Source organism: Paenibacillus borealis, assembly GCF_000758665.1.
GTDB lineage: Bacteria > Bacillota > Bacilli > Paenibacillales > Paenibacillaceae > Paenibacillus_AQ > Paenibacillus_AQ borealis.
Map to the genome: position 1 here is coordinate 3,563,518 of NZ_CP009285.1, position 20,091 is coordinate 3,583,608.

Sequence of the window (20,091 nt, forward strand, 5' to 3'; positions counted from 1 at the left end):
GGTTTCACACTGCCGAGGGAAGTTCAGCCGCTGCCCTGGCAGTAACGAAATGCGTAGAGGGTGACACAACGTTACGCCCAATTAAGACTTGTTACAGTCTTGTTCAACAATAAATATTATATGAAAATGACAGTCAAAGTCAAGCGCAACTTAAAAGAGTTTTTGTCTATCTTTGTCGTTAGTTCTTTGGTCCTAAAAAAAATCCCGGTTTTGCGGAAAATATAATGCAATACCTAAAGAAAGGGAGTAAAATATAGCTAATTAGATGTTATCGGAAAAAACTGATATCAAATAGCAAAGGGGATCCTCTTTATGTCGGAGCAGGAAGCATACGACCGCAAGGCCAGTCGTATGCTGTTACAGGACACCAAGCAAAGCGGAGATTATGAAGATCCCGCTGCTTGGCTGAGGGAAACGGACATTGTGTCCCATGATTTTCCTTATGCAGCCAGCTTGATTGCCGAGAGTTTCAAGGATTGGCTGGGACAGGCCGTACCGTCCTTTGCGAAATCGTGGAACTGGTGTGTACTGAACTTTGAAGCAGAATGGATTGATCCCATATTCGAATTCCGGCAGGGGCGCTGGAAGACAGAATGGGAAGAGGCGGCGGAGGCCTGTCTGCGCTCTGGTGGCATGCATGCCGTAGAGGTTCAGGAGGCTGGACAAGCACGGACTTTATTGGCTATGCCTATTTTTACACGCGGTCACGGAGAAATATTCGCCGTTCTTGGCTGTGAGATGCCGGCGGAGCAGTATGCAAGCGGCGGAATACATACGGCAGAAGCGATGGCAATGCACTTTCAGACCTGCTTTTACCACAAGTTCGAGCATGTATTTGTCTCGGATCTTGCCGGCGTGCATCTCCATGCTGAGCGGGAGAGCAGCCGCCGTTCGCTGCTCTTCCAGATCGTCCAGCGGATGCATGACAACATTGATGTGAATGCCGTGCTCACCGAGGTGATCGACAGCATCGCGGCGATGTATCCCGGAGCGCGGCTCGATCTGTTCATGTCTCAGGATCACCGCAGCACGCATCCTCAGGTCAAGCCGCTGCCGCTGCGCTGGGCCAGCAATGATGTCTGTGCCAGAGCCTTCAAGGATGGCCGGGTGGCACTTCATGCCGGACGTGAAGACAGCTGTACGGTGGAGGTAGGTCTTCCGCTGGGAGGCAAGCAAGGTGTCTACGGAGTGTTTCATATGGTAATGGACAAGCCTTCCTTCCGGGAGGTGGATTTGCGCTTCCTGACCATGGTGGCGGATACTGCCGGGACAGCATTCGAGAACGCCAAGCTGTATGAACGCTCCAACCAGCTTATCCGGGAGCTGCGCATGAGTAATGAGCTTACGCAGCGTCTCAACCAGAGCCTGCGCCTTGGCGATATTTTTCAATTTGCCTTTGAGGAGCTTCTGGGGATGTTCGAGGCCGATTATTGCTGCATCCTGCATATGAATGAAGAAAGAGGCGGACTTGAAGTCATTGCCTGCAATCATACCCCGCTGCTGGGTGAATTGGTGGAAGCCGGGCAAGGACTGGGCGGAAAGGTCTATACCTCAGGCGAGCCGCTCCTACTATCAGACTATAAGTATGCCGCCGGAGCGACGTCCAAGCTTATGGATGCTACCGGTTCACAGTCGCTGATCGCCACACCGTTAAGTGTAGGGGGAGAAGTCAGAGGGGCGATTATGCTCGCCCATAAGGATGCCCATTTCTTCTCCTACGACAGCTACAGGCTGCTGCAGGCTATGGCGGGGCATATCGGGCTTGCGGTCGGCAATGCCCGTCTGCATGCTGAGGTAAGGCGCCTCGCTAACCGCGACAGCCTGACAGGGCTCTTCGCCCGTCATTATCTGGATGAAGAGATCAAACAGCGGCAGGCCACGGATTTCTGCGGTTCCCTGATTGTCGTTGACATCGATCAGTTCAAGACGGTCAATGATACTTACGGCCACCAGAAGGGTGACAAGATACTGAAGCAAGTAAGCGAAATCGTCAAGTCTTCAATCCGTCAGGGGGATATCGCCGCCAGGTGGGGCGGGGAAGAGCTTGCCGTATATCTGCCTCAGCTCGGGGTGCAGCAGGCAGTATTTGTGGCCGAACGCATCCGCAAGCGGGTGATGGGGGAAACAGAGCCGCGTGTAACGGTATCCTGCGGCATAGCAGAATGGAGCTGGACAGATGAGCGGGTAAGTGTAGAATCGCTCTTCTACCGGGCGGACATGGCGCTGTATGAAGCCAAGAACAACGGCCGGAACCAGGTGGTTATCGATAACAAAACCGTTGAGAATACTTTAAAGAATCCTTGGGCTTAAGCCTTGAGGGTTCTTTTTTTGCATCCTGACAAGCGTATAAGCGCTGTATTCAAGGAGACCCTAGGAAGAATGAATGATAATCTGCCCGGGAGGCCTTGAATCTATGATGAAACTGATATCGTACCGCACGGGAATCCTCTCACTTGTACTGCTGATCTGCCTGATTCCTGCAAGCGGCTGTGGTGTCATGAATGACAAACCGGCTGCTGAATCCTTAAGTCTGGTGCTGGCCGGTATGGACGGCAGTGACGGAGTATCCTTCGAAGGGGAGGCAGCGCTGCTGATCGGCGGCAAGACGGTTCCGGAGTCATCGCTCTATTATGGAGGAAAGGTAGCTGATCATAATAAGGTCAGCTTATATTCCCTGCTGCCGGACGGGAGCCAGCCGGACACCGCAGCCGAATCCGCTCCGCATCACCTAGAGCAGGGCTCAGGAAATGTTCCGGTCTACTACACCAGGCTGGTGAAGGAAGATGGTGAATGGAAGGCGCAGCAGGCAGCGCCGGCTCTGCAGGAGAGCAATCCGCTGGAGGCGCTGAATCCGCTCAGGCAGCTGGAAGAGCTGGAGGGGCTGCAAAAGACGGTAACAGAGGAAGCGGGGAGTGCCAGGGGAACCCGTGTGCTGCGCATCGAATTGACGCCGGAGGAAGCGCGCAGCCAGCTGTCAGCGGAACTGGAGCAGGAGATGCAGGCGATACGCCCCGATGACCAGGGCGCCGCTGGAACGGCTGCTGGAAAGCCTGCTAAGGAGCAGGAGGCACGGGCTGCATTGTGGGAGCAGAAGCAGGCTGAACTGCAGCAGAGACTGAAGCAAGCCAGTATCAGGACGGTTTATTATCTCAAGGTAGACCCGAAGCGTAATTTGCCCGCCCGGCTGACGTGGAACCGGACCGCGACGTACCCCGGCAAGACAGGTGAGGTTACTGAAGAAACCTACATCACCCGGGTTGATTTCTATGGTTATCAATGAAAGCTCACGCTCTGGAAGAGCTTGCGCTCTATAGCGGGCGTGCTACAATATAACGGTATGTTTAATTTCAGCATGAGGAAGGAAGAGAGAGAAACATGAATGATCCCCGAATTCAAAAGCTTGCGGCTAACCTGGTAGGGTATTCCGTAAACGTACAGCCCGGCGAGAATGTGCTCGTCGAAATGATCGGCAGTGAAAGAGATTTAATCAAAGCGGTTGTAGAGGAAATCGGCAAAGCCGGAGGCCGTGCATTTGTACAGCTGACGGACCGTACGGTTCTGCGCAGCATGCTTAAATATGCTACACCTGAAGGCATTCAGACCTGGGCGGAGATTGACCTGAACCGGATGAAGAAGATGGACTGCTATATCGGCATCCGTGCCGGTGAGAACGTCAATGATCTGTCCGATGTGCCGGAAGAGAATATGAAGCTCTATAATTCCCTCTATTCCCACCCGGTACATAGCGAACAACGCGTCAAGCATACCAAATGGGTGGTACTTCGCTACCCTAATGCCAGTATGGCGCAGCTTGCCAATACCTCTACTGAAGCCTTTGAAGACTTTTACTTTGAAGTCTGCAATCTGGATTATGCCAAAATGGACAAAGCCCAGGATTCACTGGCCGAGCTTATGCGCAGAACGGATAAGGTACGGATTGCCGGCCCGGGAACGGACCTTACCTTCTCCATCAAAGGAATCGGTGCAGAGAAATGCTCCGGCCAGAAGAATATTCCCGATGGTGAAGTCTACAGCGCACCGGTGCGTGACTCCGTGAACGGGACGATCAGCTACAATGCTGCGACGCTCTATAACGGCGTGACTTTTGAGAATGTGAAGTTTACGTTTGAGAACGGCAAAATCATCGAAGCCTCCAGCAATGATACGGTACGGCTGAATGAAATCCTCGATTCCGATGACGGCGCGCGCCATATCGGCGAATTCGCCATTGGCTTCAACCCGTACATTCTGCATCCGATGAAGGACATTCTGTTCGATGAGAAAATTGCCGGCAGCCTACACTTTACGCCGGGCCAGGCTTATGATGTGACGGACAACGGCAACCGTTCGTCCATTCACTGGGATCTTGTGCTTATTCAGCGTCCGGAGTACGGCGGCGGAGAGATTTACTTTGACGATGTGCTGATCCGCAAGGACGGAATTTTTGTGGTGCCGGAGCTTGAAGGTCTGAATCCCGAGAATCTGAAATAAAATGTAATACAAAGCTCTGAAAATGCAAGCCTGCAAGGCTTGTTTTCAAGAAACACCTTGCGTGAGTAAGCGGATTCAATGTATCATGGAATTGGTTACAATTGAACTTAAGTTTATAATCAAGTTGCGGAGGGATTCCTATGTCCAGTAACAATGCGGCAATCGTGGATATTGCACAAACAGCCAGCCAGTTTAATTCATCTATCGTTCTTCAAGCGGACAACAAGTACATTGATGTTAAGAGCATCCTTGGTCTGTTCACTACCCTGGTATCCAGCCAAAGCTATGAGCTTCATGTACATGGCACAGATGCCGAGGAAGCCAAGAAAGCAATGAGCGAAGTATTTGCTAAGCACAATTTGAACTTTACGGTTGTAGCGGAGTAATCCATTATTCAAAGGAGACGTCCGGCCTTGCGGCAGGGCGTCTTTGCTGTGAAAATCGTTAATTTTGTCCCTTCTTCACGAATCGTAAACTGAATTCTTGTATTAGGTCCTGATTTCGACTAATATTAAGTATAATAAGCAGTAGAAGCTGTAACTTTTGGACATAGGGGGGATAATGCATGACTTCATCGGATTTGCAGGAACAGCTTAATATCAAAGCAATCAATCTTCTACAAGAAGATGCCAATAAAATTGAGAAGCTTATTGAAGTGCAGATGGAGAATTTGGCGACTCGTTACTGCCCTCTCTATGAGGAAGTGCTGGATACCCAGATGTATGGTTTCTCCAGGGAGGTCGATTTTGCGGTCAGAGCCGGGCTGGTGCCTGAATTCACCGGCAAGCAGGTACTGAGCAAGCTGGAACGCAACCTGGCTGTACTGTATGAAGCGCTTAATAAGAAGGCTGAGGAGCGGGAGATGTAATTCCGGTCATTCATAAAAACGCACACGAGGACCCAGGGGGCCGCTCATGTGCGTTTTTTGTGTGCAGAGTTGTTATACCAGGTAGAACGATACACCGAGAATCAGATATACCGCGAGCAGCAGCAGACCTTCATACCAGTTCGTTGCGCCGTCCTGGATAATCGACTTAGCGATAAATACCGATACAGCAATCGCTACAATCTCAATGGTGGTGAACACGATGGACATGGTGTTGCCCATGAAGTAGCTGGCAAAGATCAGTACCGGTGCAACAAACAAGGCAATCTGCAGACTGCTTCCTACGGCAATCTCTACGGCGGCACCGATCTTGTTCTTCATAGCCAGCATGATGGCTGCACTGTGCTCAGCGGCGTTACCGATGATTGCCACCAGGAACGCACCGACAAACAGCTCGCTGAAGCCGAAACGTTCAGTCAGGGTCTCCAGTGTGCCGACCAGCCATTCGCTGACGAAAGCGACCATAACCGTAGCGATCACCAGATAGAGGATTGAACGATTTCTGGACCAGACCGGAGCATGCTCATTCGGAAGCTCTTCTGCGGTGTCATCCGTTACATCGGCGAGATATTTCTTGTGCGTGATCATAGAGAAGACGAGCCAGGCCATGTAAGCGGCAATCAGGAGGCCGGCGACTACAAGGCTGAGTACATCTGTATCCTTCTCTGTGATAGAGTGGGTATTGAAGAACATGGCAGGGACGAACAGGGCGATAACTGCAACAATCATCAGCGATCCGTTCAGTCCGGCGAGCGTGACATTGAAATTCTGAACCTTGAACTTCATGCCCCCGGCAAAAATACTGAGTCCGAGCACCAGCAGCAGGTTGCCGATGATCGAGCCGGTGAGACTGGCTTTGACCATGTCGAAGAGTCCTTCCTTGACCAGGAAGAAGGCGATAATCAGTTCGGCAGCATTGCCGAATGTGGCGTTAAGGAACCCTCCCAGCCGCTGTCCGGCATAGTGGGCTACGCTTTCTGTCGCCCGGCCCAGGAAGCCGGCCACGAAGATAACCGAGATAGCGGACAGTATGAACTGCAGGGTATGATCCCAGTCCGCATAATGTCCTATGGCACTGAGGAGGAAGGTGATGACCAGCAGCGCCGGCGAGATCCATTTTTTCAAGGTAAGGCACACTCCAGTCTCTGTATGTAGGTTGAATTCATAATCAATATACCCAAATTGTTCCTGACTGTAAACGGGAATGCGAGAAACTCATTTGCTTTTTAGCCTGTTTTCGAATTACAATAATTGATAATGAGTGTAGGGGGGATATGGCATGGCAGAACAACTTCAACTTGAAATGGGAAATATACGGATATCGAATGATGTTGTCTCGAAAATTGCCGGTTTGGCAGCTTTGGAGACTCCCGGAATTGCAGCCATGTCTGGCGGTTTGTCTGAAGGCTGGGCGAAACGCCTGAGCGGTAAGAATGTGCAGAAGGGTGTTACTGTCGAAGTAGGCCAGCTGGAAGCGGCAGTGGATTTGCGTATTATTGTTCTCTATGAAACACCGATTCACGAAGTGTGCCGGATGCTGCAGCAGAATGTCCGCGAGGCTGTAGAGAGCATGACAGGGCTTCATATCGTAGAGGTTAATGTCAAGGTAGAAGGCGTAGCATTCAAGAACGACGAGATTTCATAAACGCTAACCGCTGAAGAGCTATTGACAGGCGGTACACAAAAGGCAGTCCGGGAGTTGATCCGGACTGCCTTTTTAATTTAACCATACATAATCGGCTCTATGTAGCTTCTTAACGGGAGCGTGTGCCGGCAGCACGGCTGTTGGCACGCACCTGTCTGACGGTAGTGACCGACTTGACGACTTCCTCTTTGGCAGGCCGGTTGGTTTCCCTGGAGATGCTGAGCATAATCCCCATACAGAGCATGGTGACTAACAGAGAAGAACCTCCGTAGCTGATGAATGGTAACGTAACTCCCGTAAGGGGGATCGTGTTGGTTACACCGCCGATATTGATGAAGGCCTGAATGGCAATCAGTCCCATCACTCCAATGCCGACCAGTGTGCCGAAGGGGTCAGTACACCGCAGTGCGATCAGGATGCCTCTCCAGATGAAATACAGATAGAGCAACAGGAAGATAGAGGTTCCAATAAATCCAAGCTCTTCACCGATAATAGCAAATATAAAATCCGTATAGGGGTAAGGCAGGTAATGCAGCTTCTGGATGCTTTGGCCAAAACCGGAACCTTGTGTCCCGCCTTCGCCTAAAGCGATCAGGGATTGCATAATATTATAGCCGCTGCCATCAGAGTTACTCTCGGGATCCAGAAAGGCTTCAATCCGGCCTTGTCTGTAATCCTGATTGGCCGCTGCCTTCTCGGTTGGCGGAGACAGGGAGTCGATGGCAGTCTTCGCCCCCATGACAAGCGCGACACCCAGCACCAGCAAGCTGATCGAACCAAGAATATGCTTCATGCTTGCGCCGCCGGCATAGATAACAAGTCCGCTGGTAGCCACGAGAATCAGACAGGAGCCCAGATCCGGCTGCATCATGATCAGTCCGGCCACAATGCCGACGATGATCATTACCGGGATATATCCGGTTCGAAGATCCCGCAGGCGTTCGCCTTTTTTGGTTATGAGTGCAGACAGGTACAGGATGATGGAGATCTTGGCCAGCTCGGTAGGCTGGATGCCTAGTCCTCCGATATTCATCCAGCTCTTGGCTCCGTTAATTCTCTCGGTGGTGGCCACGAACAGCAGCAGCACCAGGGTGATGACGAAGATCGGAGCGTACCATTTCTTGAACTTGCTGTAGTGGATATTCATCACCGTGAACATGACGAAGCTTCCCAGCACGGCCCAGACTAGCTGGCGTTTCACGAAATAAAAAGCGTCATAGCTGAATTTCTCACTGGCCAGAGTCAAGCTGGAGCTGGCGCTGAACACCATGACCAGTCCGAAGCCGACGAGCAGCAACGTGAGAATGAGCAATTGGAAATCGGGCGTTCCTCTTTTGGGCAGGCTGGCTTTGGAGGCTGTCTTTCCCTTCGCGGTACTCAAGCTTCCAGCAGCTCTTTCAGTTGATGAATATGCTTCGTTGCCGTATCCAGCACCGGTTGAGGCACGGGAGATTCATACTCCAGACCGTGGGGGAAAGTGGCTTTGCCCAAGTAGACGGCTTCAATGGCCAGTATGGCATCCGCCTTTTCCAGCTTCCCTTCCACAGCGCGGGTGTTGATCCGCAGGAAGTACTCGCCGCCGTTCTGGCGGTCTTCTATCTTGCAGTCGTAGGTAGCTCGGTAGTATTCCCATTGCCAGCGGATAAATCCGGCTTTGGTTGCGCTCTCGTCAAGATAAAGAAGGTCACTCTTCAATCCTTCGAGGCCCGTGTTCTCAAATATCATAGCGCACAACTCCCCTGTATGAAGTATAATGAAACATTTGTAATTAAAATTTGCGATGTTCCTCCTCATGATAGTATGTTTCACGGGGTTGTGCAAGGTAGAGCGGGCCTATTGATACCCACTTTTTTGTGTTTCTGCTACAATAAAAGATATATGGCATGCTGCGGCCGGGCGTTGCATTGAGGAAGCAGGCCGCAGGCTTGTCCGAAGTATGTTGCCGGAGAAGGGAATGGAGAATTATGGAGAGGTTAGCGGTAGAGGAGCTGCTGCCGGAGATGGTGAAATGGCGCCGCCATTTGCACCGCCATCCGGAGCTGTCTTATCAGGAGAAGGAGACATCCGCCTATGTGGGCGCAAGACTGTCCGAACTGGGGATTGAAGTTAGAAGAAGCGGGTCCGGTTACGGACTGACAGGTATACTTACAGGAGGACTGCCCGGCAAAACGGTTGTTCTGCGCGCAGACATGGATGCCCTGGCGATTACGGAAGAGAATGGCCGGGAGTATGCTTCGCAGAATCCCGGTGTTATGCATGCCTGCGGACATGACGGGCATACGGCCATGCTGCTGGCTGCAGCGGCCTATTACAGTGCACGCCGCAGCGAGATCCGCGGCGAGATCCGTTTCCTGTTCCAGCCGGCGGAGGAAGTCTGCCCGGGCGGTGCGATGGGGATGATCGCAGAAGGTGTGCTGGAAGGTGCGGATGCCGTCTATGGACTGCATCTGTGGACGCCGCTTCCGCTCGGTACCGTGGGCAGTGCGCCTGGACCGCTGATGGCCTCCGCCGATGAATTTTTCATAGATATTATCGGCAAAGGCGGCCACGGCGGCATGCCGCACCGTACGGTGGACAGCATTGTGGCCGGGGCGGCTCTTGTCACCCAACTGCAGAGCATTGTCAGCCGCACCGTAGATCCGCTGCGTCCTGCGGTGGTCAGCGTAGGGACGATTCAAGGCGGATCTGCCCAGAATATTATTGCCGAGCGCTGCCGGATTACCGGTACAGTGCGTGCGTTCGATGAAGAGACGCGCTATCTGATCCGCCGCAGAATCGAGGAGATGACGGCATCCATCGCAGCAGCGTATGGCGCAGAGGCGACTGTCGATTATCTGATGGGATATCCGCCGCTGGTGAATGATGAAGCGGAATTCAGCCGCTTTTACCGTGTTGCCCCGGAAGCGCTGGGTGAAGGCGCCAATGTAATTCTGATGGAGAAAATTATGCCGGCGGAAGACTTCTCGTATTATGTTAAGGAAATCCCCGGCTGCTTCATCTTTGTTGGCGCAGGCAATCCGGACAAGGATGCGGTCTACCCGCATCATCACAGCAAATTTGACTTTGATGAGGATGCCATGCTCTATGGGGCGAAGCTTCTGGTGGCCATGGCTGATTCCTTCCTGAATGAACAATAATACATTTGTATAATAAATGACGCTTCAGGAAAAACTACTCTCAAATAGCATGGTGACATGGCAGACAGGAGGGTTCATTCTTGAAGATTGTCAAGGAAGTAATGACCGCCGATCCGGCTTCGGTCACGCTGCTCGATAATATCTATGAGGTTGCCGTCAAAATGAGAGATTACGGGACAGGCTTCATTCCTGTAGTAGATTCGGCCGACGGGGCAACGCTGCTGGGTGTAATCACGGACCGTGATCTTGTACTCCGGGGGTATGCGGACAAGCATCCTGGCTCCACAGCCGTTGAAACCGTTATGAGCCGGGAAGTTATCTCCATTCCGGAAACTGCCTCTGTTGATGAGGCTGCGGAACTGATGGCATCAAGGCAAATCCGCCGTATTCCGGTGACCCGGGACAAGAAGCTGACCGGAATCGTGTCGCTTGGAGATTTAGCGGTCAAAAGGATTTATGCGGATGAGGCAGCGGAGGCGTTAAGTGAAATCTCCCGGCGGCAGCTGCATTAAATAGCGTTATGGAAAGCTCATGTCCGTTACGCGGAGATGGGCTTTTTCAAAAGTAGTACCTGAGCAACCGTCTAAGATAAAGCCCCACGTTGTGGGGTTATTTTGTGCTACCCCGTTTATGGGGGTTATCCATTTCCTGCTGCATTAGAGCATGATCACTATGGATCACAAGGAGGGAACACTATGAACGGTGCAGGAACGGGTGCGTGTATTACCAGAAACGACCGGACCATCCTGCTGGAATGCGCCCACCCGGGCTATGAGGAAGCGAGAGCGGTTCTGGCTGGTTTTGCCGAGCTTGTCAAAAGCCCTCCAGTCTATCACACGTACCGGATAACGCCGTTATCACTCTGGAATGCAGCGGCTGGAGGCCAGGAGGCGGCGGAGGTTAATAACAAGCTGCGCAGGCTGTCACGGTGGGGAATTCCTTCGGGTCTGGAGAATGAAATTGAGCTGCTGATGTCCCGTTACGGACGCTTGCAGCTGCGCATGCATGAGAGTGACCCCCAGCTCGTTACGCTCTTCGCAGACCAGGCTGAGCTGCTGGATGAACTGGAGGGCAGCCAGCTTGTGAAGGAGCTGGGGTTGTGCCGGACAGGACTTGTCCAGAGCGATTGTCCGAAGGCCAACCGGGGTCTGCTGAAGCAGGAATTAACGAGGCTGGGTTACCCGGTGCTCGATTATGCCGGTTACCGGGACGGGGAGGAACTGAAGCTTGCCTGGACAGAAGAAGCCGGAGGCGAGGCCGGCAGTACCGGTGAAGCTTTCGGACTCCGGGATTATCAGAAGGATGCTGTCCGGCAGTTTCAGGGAATTGGAGGCATCGGCGGCAGCGGTGTCGTTGTTCTGCCCTGCGGAGCGGGCAAAACGGTAGTAGGCATTGCAGTATTGGAGCAGCTGCAGTGTGAAACGCTGATTCTTACCTCCAGCACCACCTCGGTGGAGCAGTGGCGGCATGAGCTGCTTCAGCGGACTACCCTGAATGCGGATGAAGTGGGGGAATATACCGGCGAGAGCCGGGAGGTACGGCCTGTTACGGTCGCCACCTATCAGATTCTGACCCATCGTAAAGCTAAGGGGGGACCGTTTGTCCACATGAATCTGTTCAACGAGCGAAATTGGGGACTTATTATTTATGACGAGGTCCACCTGCTCCCGGCTCCTGTCTTCAGGGCAACAGCTGACATACAGGCTACCCGGCGGCTGGGTCTTACAGCAACGCTGGTCCGGGAGGACGGCCGGGAAGGTGATGTATTCTCCCTGATCGGGCCTAAATGTTACGATCTGCCCTGGAAGGTGCTGGAGAGTCAGGGATGGATTGCGGCAGTGGACTGTATTGAAGTCATAGTCCCGATGGATGAGCGGCTGCGGCAGCAATATATCTATGCCGGAGCGAAAGAACAGTTCCGCCTTGCGGCCGGCAATCAGGCAAAGGCTGCGGCCACAGCGTCGATTGCTTCAGCACATGCCGGGGCGGCGATATTGGTGATTGGCCAGTATCTGGACCAGCTGGAGCAGCTGGCGGAGGCCCTGGGTGCGCCCCTTATTACCGGCAAAACTACACAGAAGGAACGCAGCGCACTGTATGCCGCCTTCAACGAAGGGCGGCTGCCGCTGCTGGTTGTCTCGAAGGTGGCTAATTTTGCCGTCAATCTGCCGGATGCCTCGGTGGCCATAGAGGTATCCGGTGCCTTCGGCTCACGGCAGGAGGAGGCTCAGCGGCTGGGGCGTATCCTGCGGCCCAAGTCTGGCGACAATAAGGCGTATTTCTATACACTGGTCTCCGGTGACAGCAGGGAGCAGGAATTTGCCTTGCGGCGCAGGATGTTCTTAACCGAGCAAGGCTACGAATATGCGGTCCGAATGCTGGAACCCGCAGAGGAGGCAATTCTATGACGGGGCAGGAGTCTGACGCAGATGTGCAGAAGCTGACGCGCGAAGCGCAGGCAGTACTCCGGGCGATTAGTGCGGAACATGCAGCCAGCCCCGTTGCAGCGGATACCATTGAACGGCTGCGGCCAGTTTATCTGTGCCGCGCTGAACAGGAGCTGGCGCTGAACGAGCTGCTCCAGGCAGGAATGCTGGAGCTGCGCCAGAAAATGTGGGGGGAGAAGCTGTATCAGATTCCGCAGCACCGGTTTCCCTTGATCGGGCGGGGCTTCTGGCCTGCCTGTCCGCAGACTATTGCAGAAACCGGTGTAAGGATTGAGCTTCCTGCCTGCACTGGACTGGCTGCCGAGCTGTTCCGGGCGCTGTTATTTACAGCGCGGGAGGGGTTACCGCTGACGGCCAAGGGTCTTATCCACAAGAGGCAGCTTAGCCAGCTCGCAGGCCAGCTGTCGATGCAGGAGGTTCATCTGGCAGGTCTTAAGCTGAACCCGGCCATTCCTGAGCCTTACCCGCTTCCGGTAACGGTTATCGTAGATTTGATGGCTGTTCTGGGTCTGATCAGCCGCAGCCGCAGCGGATATAGAATAGACATTATGAAGCTGCAGTGCTGGCTGGCGCTGTCTGAACAGGAAATGACGGATACGCTATACCGCATTGTAATCAGCCGTTATGGTTCTCCGGAGCCTGCCGGACAGCATTTCAGGCATCTGATCTCGGCGGCGGAATTTACCCCGGGGGAATGGTTTGCCGTACTGCCTCTGCTGGAATGGATGATTCAGAGCGGCCTTGCTAAGGAGCAGTCTGATGCCGGGCCGGCGGGTTCGGAGCTTCATGCGTCTTCTCTTGCCTGGCTCCGCAGCCTGGCAGGTTTCGGCTGGGGTGAACTGGGTTATTCAAAGAAGGGAGAGCCCTGCTTCCGCTGGAAGCCAGGGAGGCCGCAACTGGCCGGAACTGCGGCAGGTATAATAGAAGCGGATGAAAGCCGAGATGATATATGTACAGAGCTAGCGGATGAGACGCAACAGGATGAAGCCTGCGGCGGCTCTGCTGTAACTGATGGCTGGCGGGTACAGGAGCAGGAGCAAGAGTATAATCATAATCAGAAGCAGATAGCCTCCGGCAGCTCTTTGGATTCAGAAGAGACTGGCGCGGACTGGAGTATGCCCGCGGAATCCGGTGTACCTGCGGCCGGCAGATTCGTAGTCCAGCCGGATTTCGAGGTGCTGGTCCCGCCTGAAGTACCGTATACAACCCGCTGGACCCTGGCTGGGTATGCGGAGCTGATGCATAATGAGGACCTCTGGAGCTTCCGGCTGACCCGGGAGATGCTGGAAGCTGCAGCAGAGCTGGGGTGTTCCCCGGCGGATGCCATTGAATGGCTTGCCGCCCATGCCCGGGAGGGGCTGCCTGAGCAGGTGGAGCTGTCGCTGCGGCAGTGGGCCAAAGGAATCGGACGGACATCATTGTCCGAGGTGATCCTGTTGTCCTGCGCGGGCGAACGGGAGGGTCAGGACATTGCAGCCCATCCCCGGATGCAGGATATTCTAACCCGGATCGGTCCGCTCCACTTCATTGTCCGCCCGGAATCTGTCGGCCAGCTGCGCAAGGAACTGGCTGCAGCCGGGCTGGCACCGCCAAGAATCATCGGCGGCCGGGAGGATGAGCTGGAGCCGCACAACCCGTTCGGACCTTATGAACTGCCTGAGGCAATCGTCCGTTATGAGCTTCCTTCTCCTGCTGAGGAGCGGGGATTGTTCGGTCCTGCTGCGTATCCGAAGCTCCTGCCTTTGGCGGGGACAGTGCCGGATGGGGAGCTGCTTCAGGGTGAGGAGGCAGTTCCGCAAATGTGGTTCAACCAGTGGAGGCAATACCATGTCACTACAGCGCAGAAGGTGATGGAGCAGGCGCTGGCCTGGGGAATCAAGGTTAGAATTTCCGTGAAGGGGCAAACAGCAGACTTTATTCCAGAGCAAATAAGCGGCCGTCCGTGGAGAGTACGGGGTAATCTGCTGCGTTCCGGATCAGAGACTGCAGAGGAGATTCAGCTTGCCGCCGAGGATTGGCAGGAAATGAAGCTGCTGCATCCGGTCAAGCAGAGAAATTCCTCTTCTTCTGGAGCAGCCGGATATGTTATGATAAGGTAGTCTACCGCTTGCGGTAGAACATTAATGCAGAAAAGAGTTGAAGTTCATGAGCGTAGCGGAATTAAATACGGTCGATATGGCCGAAGTGCTGACATACGCCTATGAATTAGGCGATATGATTAATCAATCCGCCGAAGTGTCGGATTACTTATACTGGAAAGGGCGGGTCGATCAGAGCCCCGAAATCCAGGCCATGGTCAAGCGGCTGCAGAGCAAGAAGGAGCTGTTTGAGGAGACACAGCGGTTTGGACATTTTCACCCGAACTATCATTCGGCCAAGGATGAGGTTGAGTTAGTAGAACGGGAGCTGGAACAGTTCGAAGAGGTTGTCCGCTTCAAGAATGCGGAGAAGACGCTGGATGATATCCTTCATTCGATGTCTGAAGCAATCGCCTTCTCGGTATCGGACAGCATCAAGGTACCGAGCAATGACCCGTCCCCCAAAGGCGGATGCGGCAGCGGAGGCAAATGCTCTTGCGGATAAGCTGGCCGTAGAGAAAATAGAGAAAGAAAGGCGGATGAGCTTATGTTTGCGGAACGGACAGGTTATATCGTTTGGGTTAGCGACGTCAAGGCAGCGCGTAACCTGGAGAAATACGGAACACTGCACTATGTTTCCCGTAAGATGCACTATGCGGTAATGTATGTGAACGCGGAACGCGCCGAGGAAGTTATGAAGAATGTCCGCAGACTTTCCTACGTGCGCAAGATTGAGCGTTCCTACCGCAATGAACTCAAGACCGAATATACCAGCAATGGACCGGACAAGTCCCGTTATTACGGTTTGTAAATTCAAATATAGCAATATTGAACAGGCGCCGCTGGCGTCTGTTTTTTTTGAATTTAGAATTGAATGATCAGGAATACAATGCGCCTTAGATAGGGCAGATAAGCCGAATGTATGCGAAAAACCGAATACAATGTGCCAATGATAGGGCAGATGAGCCGAATGTAGGTGAAAAACCGAATACAATGTGCCAATGATAGGGCAGATGAGCCGAATGTAGGTGAAAAACCGAATACAATGTGCTAAAGATAGGGCAGATGAACTGAATGTATGCGAAAAACCGAATACAATGTGCCATATCTTTGATTCCGCCCGAAGCAGGCAGGATGACATTTTGTATGGAGAATGTTAACTAAATTGACAGCCAACCGCCGGTGACTTACTATATGGTCAGGGAAAGCAAGATGGTCAGGGAAAGCAAGCCGATCCTCCTGGATTTATACCCATGCAAATATATCTAAACAATGAGTACCACACAACGAATACAATACAGGGCACAGACGTAACAGGCACGCATGGCAGAATGATGCAGGACTGACAAGGCGTCTTTTTTTATATTTTGGCATAATATTTTGGCAGTTACTTTGACACTACGGCAGACGGGAGGGAGAGCGGCATAGAACTGGAGCGGGAAATTACCAGCGTCGGAATTGATATCGGAACGAGTACCACAAAAGTAGTCTTCAGCAGACTCAAGGTTGGACGGAGATATTCTGTATCCATGCTGCCGCAATACCAAATTACGGAACGTAATATTGTATATGAAGGCCCGATGCATCTAACACCGCTGATAGGTGAATCACAAATTAATCTCCCGGCCTTACAGCAGATCCTCTCGGCAGAGTACCTGAGCGCGGCACTAAAGCCTGAAGAGGTAGATACGGGTGCTGTCATTATTACTGGAGAAACGGCAGTAAGGTCGAACGCGGATTCCATCCTTCATCAGCTGGCGGGGGAGTCGGGAGGGTTCGTGGTTGCCCAGGCAGGCGGCGATCTGGAGGCTGTGCTTGCAGGCAAAGGTGCTGGAGCGGAAGTCCATTCGCAGAGTGCGGCAGGGACGATAGTCAACGTGGATATCGGGGGTGGTACGGCCAACGCGGCATACTTCAACAGCGGAGGCTGCATTGGAACGATGAACTTTCATATCGGCGGCCGGCTGATCATGCTGGAGTCTGATGGAACCGTAACAAAGATATATCCCGCAGTTCAGCAGTGGCTGAGCCGTGAGGGTCTGCAGTTGCGGGTGGGAGAGCAGGCCGGCTGGCCTGTTCTGCTGGAGGTGACCCGGAGATGGAGTGAAATGCTGCTGGAGGTGCTTCTTAAGGGCAGCGATCCGCAAGACTGCCCGCTGATCTATGGTCACCCGGACATTACAGCCACAGATGCCAGGGATAGTACAGTCACGGAGCTTTGGGTTTCCGGCGGTGTGGGTGCATTGATGGAGCAGGCGGCGCCCCGCAATACGGCGGAGATTGCAAGGTATGGCGATATCGGGCCGCTGCTGGCTCATGCGATTAAAAAAGCCGCTGAACATTACCCGGTGAAGCTGCGAACAGCTCCGGGAGCGCAGCGGGCAACTGTGATTGGCGCAGGGGTGCATACCCTGCAGCTTAGCGGCTCAACAGTTTACGCGGACCCCGGTCTGCTGCCGCTGAGGAATATTCCCGTTATACGGCTGGTCTGGCCAGTGCCGGTTCAGGACGCGGAGCAGCCTGAGTTAATTTCAGCCGCAATAAAGGCTGCTTTTGCCCAGGGGGCTGCAAAATACGGTTCGGCAGAGCCGGAAGAAATGCAGTTTGCCGTTGCCATCCCGGTAATCACTCCCTGCACCTATGCTGTGTTGCGCCGGATTGCTGAGGCAGTGACCGGGTGTTCGCGGGCTCATAAGCTGAAGCTCTGCATTCTGATCTGTGAGAATGATATTGCCAAAGCTCTGGGCAATTGTATTTATCTGCTGTCACAAGGCGGGCAGCCTTGCGTATGCCTGGATCAGATCAGTGTGGCACATGGCGATTATCTTGACATGGGAAGCCCGGCGGACGGGAATTATATACCGGTTGCCGTCAAAACCCTGGTTTTCAGTTCGACAAATTCGCGGAAAGGAAGTGATAATGGGTGAAGCTGACGGTTTCCCTGCTTGGCGAAAGCTACCTGTTTCATGATCTGAAGGAGCTGTTCGCCAAGGCGAATGAAGAAAAGTCCGGCGATCAGCTTGCCGGAATTGCTGCGTCGGACGACCGCGAACGGATGGCAGCCAAGCTTGTGCTGGCCGATTTGACCCTGGCGGATATCCGCAGCCACCCGCTGCTGCCCCCGGAGACGGACGAGGTATCCAGAGTAATTGAAGAGGGAGTGGATGAAGCGGTATATGAGACGATCCGCAGCTGGACGGTCGGCGAGCTGAGAGAACAGCTGCTCGCTGCATCAGACACAGAGCTGCGCCGGATCGGCAGAGGACTGAATAGTGAGATGGCCGCCGCGGCTGCCAAGCTGATGTCCAATCTGGACCTGATCCAGGCCGCGGCCAAGTGTGAAGTGATAACACGCTGCAACACTACACTGGGAGAACGCGGGCGGCTCGGAAGCCGGGCCCAGCCCAATCATCCTACGGATGATCCGCTGGGGATGAAGGCTTCTATCTATGAAGCATTGAGCTACGGCATCGGGGATGCAGTAATCGGTATCAATCCTGTCATTGATACTACAGACAATATTCTCCGCCTCCTGCACGAAACAAAGGAGGTCATTCACAGATGGAGCATCCCGACGCAGAACAGTGTGCTTGCCCATGTGACCACCCAGATGAGAGCCATATCCAAGGGGGCTCCGGCCGATCTGATCTTCCAGAGTCTTGCCGGTACCCAGAGCGGCAACGACTCCTTCGGGATTAATCTGCGGCTGTTGCAAGAGGCGGATCAGCTGATCCGGGAGTCCGGCACGGCCAGCGGGGAGAACCGCTGGTATTTCGAGACGGGCCAGGGGTCTGAGCTGTCAGCGGGCGGTCATCACGGCGTGGATCAGCTTACACTGGAATCCCGCTGCTATGGCCTGGCCAAAGTGTTCAAGCCATTTCTGGTGAACACCGTCGTCGGTTTTATCGGACCGGAGTACCTGTATGACAGCAAGCAGGTGATCCGGGCCGGACTTGAGGATCATTTCATGGGCAAAATCCAGGGAATCCCGATGGGCGTGGATGTCTGTTACACGAACCACATGAAGGCAGACCAGAATGATATGGATAACCTAGCGGTTCTCCTTGCTGCAGCCGGAGTAAACTTCTTCATCGGGGTTCCGATGGCGGATGACTGTATGCTGAATTACCAGTCAACCAGCTTTCATGATATTGCTACAGTACGGGAGCTGCTGCGTCTGCAGCCGGGAGCAGAGTTCTCGGCTTGGGCGGAACAAATGGGCATCCTGAAGAACGGCCGGCTGACTGCACTTGCCGGTGATCCCACGTTATTCATTTAAACGGCAAAGGAGGGGCAACCATGGCGTTCCACGACCCGGAGGGAATGGAAAGACTACGGAAGGCTACACCGGCGCGGATCGGCACAGGCCGGGCGGGAACACGGCCGACGACCCGTGAGCAGCTGCAGCTGCGTCTGGATCATGCGGCAGCAGTCGATTCAGTGTACGGCAGTGTCAGCAGCACACTGCTGGATGAGCTGGGGCTGTTTGCGGTTAACTCAGAGGTAACGGACAAGGAGCTCTACCTGAAACGGCCGGATCTGGGCCGGCAGCTGCCGGAGAGCAGCATTCAGCTTCTGCGGGAACGCTGTATCCAGGCTCCGCAGGTGCAGATTGTGGTGTCGGACGGACTTAGTGCCGATGCTGTCGAGAGCAACCTGCGGGATATTTACCCGGCGCTGCTGGACTCTCTGGCGGTTCACGGGCTGGCTGCGGGGACGCCGTTTTTTGTGCGGAAGGCCAGGGTAGGTTGTATGAATGCTATTGGCGATATTCTGGAGCCCGAAGTGATAGTAATGCTGATTGGAGAACGCCCGGGGCTGATCACCTCCCAATCCCTGAGTGCTTATCTTGGCTACAGGCCGCGTTCCGGAATGACAGATTCACAGCGGATGGTCCTGTCCAACATTCATCAGGGAGGCACTCCTCCGGTTGAGGCCGGAGCTCATCTTGGCAGCCTAATCGCCAGGATGCTGGAACTCAAAATGAGCGGAGTCGGCCTGCAGCTGTAAGTGAAGCTTTAATTCTAACGCATCCTATAAGGCACATGCTCTTATGTGTTTCTAACCCAACCTCATTCCGCCTATGCGGGCCTGAGGTTATTTGCTGTACCCGGAAATACCTTGAGTATGTTCCGGTTAGTACAACAGCTCATTTAATGCAGCAATTTGTGTATCCAGTATCAATTGGGTAATCAGTGATAGTTGTATTTTGTGCAGTTAAAAACAGCGAAAAGATGTGCTTGCTCCGTATAACTGTATTCTGTACAACTAAATCTGCCAAAATCGGTGGAAACCTTCTGCTACAGTCACTTTAATTGCACGAAATACAACTATACGTTGAGGAGGTTGAAAGTCAGAGGATTTAGTTGTACAAAGTGCAATTAAGCATACCGGATACTCCTAGGCA

The 20,091-nt window shown here is 53.5% G+C and carries 18 protein-coding genes; 15 read left to right on the forward strand and 3 right to left on the reverse strand.

All coding sequences use genetic code 11. The features are described 5' to 3' along the window. Positions 1-312 precede the first annotated feature (312 nt). The 5 genes from PBOR_RS14850 (at position 313) to PBOR_RS14870 (ending at position 5,359) form a co-directional block, all read left to right on the forward strand. Complete coding sequence (locus PBOR_RS14850; RefSeq protein WP_042212844.1) at positions 313-2,310, forward strand: sensor domain-containing diguanylate cyclase; 1,998 nt, start codon at positions 313-315, stop codon at positions 2,308-2,310. Positions 2,311-2,413: 103 nt separating this feature from the next. Then, on the forward strand, positions 2,414-3,280 hold the full coding sequence (locus PBOR_RS14855; RefSeq protein ID WP_042212846.1) for a hypothetical protein: 867 nt from the start codon (positions 2,414-2,416) through the stop codon (positions 3,278-3,280). Between the two features lie 95 nt (positions 3,281-3,375). Beyond that, positions 3,376-4,491 carry an aminopeptidase gene (locus tag PBOR_RS14860; protein WP_042212849.1) on the forward strand — a complete coding sequence of 372 codons (1,116 nt, stop codon included), beginning with the start codon at positions 3,376-3,378 and terminating at the stop codon, positions 4,489-4,491. 140 nt (positions 4,492-4,631) lie between these two features. After that, the gene (locus PBOR_RS14865) at positions 4,632-4,877 is read left to right on the forward strand and encodes an HPr family phosphocarrier protein (protein WP_042136544.1); all 246 of its coding nucleotides are present in this window, start codon (positions 4,632-4,634) and stop codon (positions 4,875-4,877) included. Positions 4,878-5,056: 179 nt separating this feature from the next. Next, positions 5,057-5,359 (forward strand): Fpa/YlaN family protein, encoded by a 303-nt coding sequence (locus PBOR_RS14870; RefSeq protein WP_039297956.1) that lies wholly within the window; start codon positions 5,057-5,059, stop codon positions 5,357-5,359. A 72-nt stretch (positions 5,360-5,431) separates the two neighbouring features. On the opposite strand, the gene cax is transcribed toward PBOR_RS14870, so the two are convergent. Further along, positions 5,432-6,502, reverse strand: a complete 1,071-nt coding sequence (gene cax / locus PBOR_RS14875) for a calcium/proton exchanger (protein WP_042212852.1) — start codon at positions 6,500-6,502, stop codon at positions 5,432-5,434. A gap of 154 nt (positions 6,503-6,656) precedes the next feature. Between cax and PBOR_RS14880 the strand changes: the two genes are divergently transcribed. Continuing rightward, on the forward strand, positions 6,657-7,022 hold the full coding sequence (locus tag PBOR_RS14880) for an Asp23/Gls24 family envelope stress response protein (RefSeq protein WP_019911482.1): 366 nt from the start codon (positions 6,657-6,659) through the stop codon (positions 7,020-7,022). Between the two features lie 109 nt (positions 7,023-7,131). On the opposite strand, the gene ftsW is transcribed toward PBOR_RS14880, so the two are convergent. Together ftsW and PBOR_RS14890 are read right to left on the reverse strand one after the other, a co-directional pair. After that, positions 7,132-8,403, reverse strand: coding sequence for a putative lipid II flippase FtsW (ftsW, locus tag PBOR_RS14885; RefSeq protein ID WP_081972055.1), 1,272 nt, complete (start codon positions 8,401-8,403; stop codon positions 7,132-7,134). After that, complete coding sequence (locus tag PBOR_RS14890; RefSeq protein WP_042212854.1) at positions 8,400-8,747, reverse strand: YugN family protein; 348 nt, start codon at positions 8,745-8,747, stop codon at positions 8,400-8,402. Before PBOR_RS14890 ends, ftsW begins: the two co-directional genes overlap by 4 nt. A 239-nt stretch (positions 8,748-8,986) precedes the next feature. Here PBOR_RS14890 and PBOR_RS14895 point away from each other — a divergent pair, with 239 nt between their 5' ends. The 9 genes from PBOR_RS14895 to eutC all read left to right on the forward strand — a co-directional run bounded on the left by PBOR_RS14895 (position 8,987) and on the right by eutC (position 19,694). Next, positions 8,987-10,159, forward strand: coding sequence for a M20 family metallopeptidase (locus PBOR_RS14895; RefSeq protein ID WP_042212857.1), 1,173 nt, complete (start codon positions 8,987-8,989; stop codon positions 10,157-10,159). 80 nt (positions 10,160-10,239) lie between these two features. Further along, complete coding sequence (locus PBOR_RS14900; protein ID WP_042212860.1) at positions 10,240-10,671, forward strand: CBS domain-containing protein; 432 nt, start codon at positions 10,240-10,242, stop codon at positions 10,669-10,671. Between the two features lie 183 nt (positions 10,672-10,854). Then, positions 10,855-12,567, forward strand: a complete 1,713-nt coding sequence (locus tag PBOR_RS14905) for a DNA repair helicase XPB (RefSeq protein WP_042212862.1) — start codon at positions 10,855-10,857, stop codon at positions 12,565-12,567. Continuing rightward, positions 12,564-14,705: a helicase-associated domain-containing protein gene (locus tag PBOR_RS14910; RefSeq protein WP_042212864.1), complete on the forward strand. Its 2,142-nt coding sequence runs from the start codon at positions 12,564-12,566 to the stop codon at positions 14,703-14,705. The genes PBOR_RS14905 and PBOR_RS14910 overlap by 4 nt, the downstream gene beginning before the upstream one ends. Positions 14,706-14,751: 46 nt before the next feature. Then, positions 14,752-15,189, forward strand: coding sequence for a YlbF/YmcA family competence regulator (locus PBOR_RS14915; protein WP_039297969.1), 438 nt, complete (start codon positions 14,752-14,754; stop codon positions 15,187-15,189). Positions 15,190-15,231: 42 nt separating this feature from the next. Next, positions 15,232-15,495, forward strand: a complete 264-nt coding sequence (locus tag PBOR_RS14920) for a YlbG family protein (RefSeq protein WP_020432997.1) — start codon at positions 15,232-15,234, stop codon at positions 15,493-15,495. 631 nt (positions 15,496-16,126) lie between these two features. Beyond that, positions 16,127-17,611 (forward strand): ethanolamine ammonia-lyase reactivating factor EutA, encoded by a 1,485-nt coding sequence (locus PBOR_RS14925; protein WP_281192353.1) that lies wholly within the window; start codon positions 16,127-16,129, stop codon positions 17,609-17,611. Then, positions 17,608-18,963, forward strand: a complete 1,356-nt coding sequence (locus PBOR_RS14930; RefSeq protein ID WP_042212870.1) for an ethanolamine ammonia-lyase subunit EutB — start codon at positions 17,608-17,610, stop codon at positions 18,961-18,963. Before PBOR_RS14925 ends, PBOR_RS14930 begins: the two co-directional genes overlap by 4 nt. A gap of 20 nt (positions 18,964-18,983) precedes the next feature. Beyond that, on the forward strand, positions 18,984-19,694 hold the full coding sequence (gene eutC / locus PBOR_RS14935) for an ethanolamine ammonia-lyase subunit EutC (protein ID WP_042212872.1): 711 nt from the start codon (positions 18,984-18,986) through the stop codon (positions 19,692-19,694). Positions 19,695-20,091: the final 397 nt, after the last annotated feature.

What these genes read in the sequence shown, in the direction of transcription:
- PBOR_RS14850 (WP_042212844.1), top strand. Translation starts at nt 313, where the DNA reads ATGTCGGAGCAGGAAGCATACGACCGCAAGGCCAGTCGTATGCTGTTA.
- PBOR_RS14855 (WP_042212846.1), top strand. Translation starts at nt 2,414, where the DNA reads ATGATGAAACTGATATCGTACCGCACGGGAATCCTCTCACTTGTACTG.
- PBOR_RS14860 (WP_042212849.1), top strand. Translation starts at nt 3,376, where the DNA reads ATGAATGATCCCCGAATTCAAAAGCTTGCGGCTAACCTGGTAGGGTAT.
- PBOR_RS14865 (WP_042136544.1), top strand. Translation starts at nt 4,632, where the DNA reads ATGTCCAGTAACAATGCGGCAATCGTGGATATTGCACAAACAGCCAGC.
- PBOR_RS14870 (WP_039297956.1), top strand. Translation starts at nt 5,057, where the DNA reads ATGACTTCATCGGATTTGCAGGAACAGCTTAATATCAAAGCAATCAAT.
- PBOR_RS14880 (WP_019911482.1), top strand. Translation starts at nt 6,657, where the DNA reads ATGGCAGAACAACTTCAACTTGAAATGGGAAATATACGGATATCGAAT.
- PBOR_RS14890 (WP_042212854.1), bottom strand. Translation starts at nt 8,747, where the DNA reads ATGATATTTGAGAACACGGGCCTCGAAGGATTGAAGAGTGACCTTCTT.
- PBOR_RS14895 (WP_042212857.1), top strand. Translation starts at nt 8,987, where the DNA reads ATGGAGAGGTTAGCGGTAGAGGAGCTGCTGCCGGAGATGGTGAAATGG.
- PBOR_RS14905 (WP_042212862.1), top strand. Translation starts at nt 10,855, where the DNA reads ATGAACGGTGCAGGAACGGGTGCGTGTATTACCAGAAACGACCGGACC.
- PBOR_RS14910 (WP_042212864.1), top strand. Translation starts at nt 12,564, where the DNA reads ATGACGGGGCAGGAGTCTGACGCAGATGTGCAGAAGCTGACGCGCGAA.
- PBOR_RS14915 (WP_039297969.1), top strand. Translation starts at nt 14,752, where the DNA reads ATGAGCGTAGCGGAATTAAATACGGTCGATATGGCCGAAGTGCTGACA.
- PBOR_RS14920 (WP_020432997.1), top strand. Translation starts at nt 15,232, where the DNA reads ATGTTTGCGGAACGGACAGGTTATATCGTTTGGGTTAGCGACGTCAAG.
- eutC (WP_042212872.1), top strand. Translation starts at nt 18,984, where the DNA reads ATGGCGTTCCACGACCCGGAGGGAATGGAAAGACTACGGAAGGCTACA.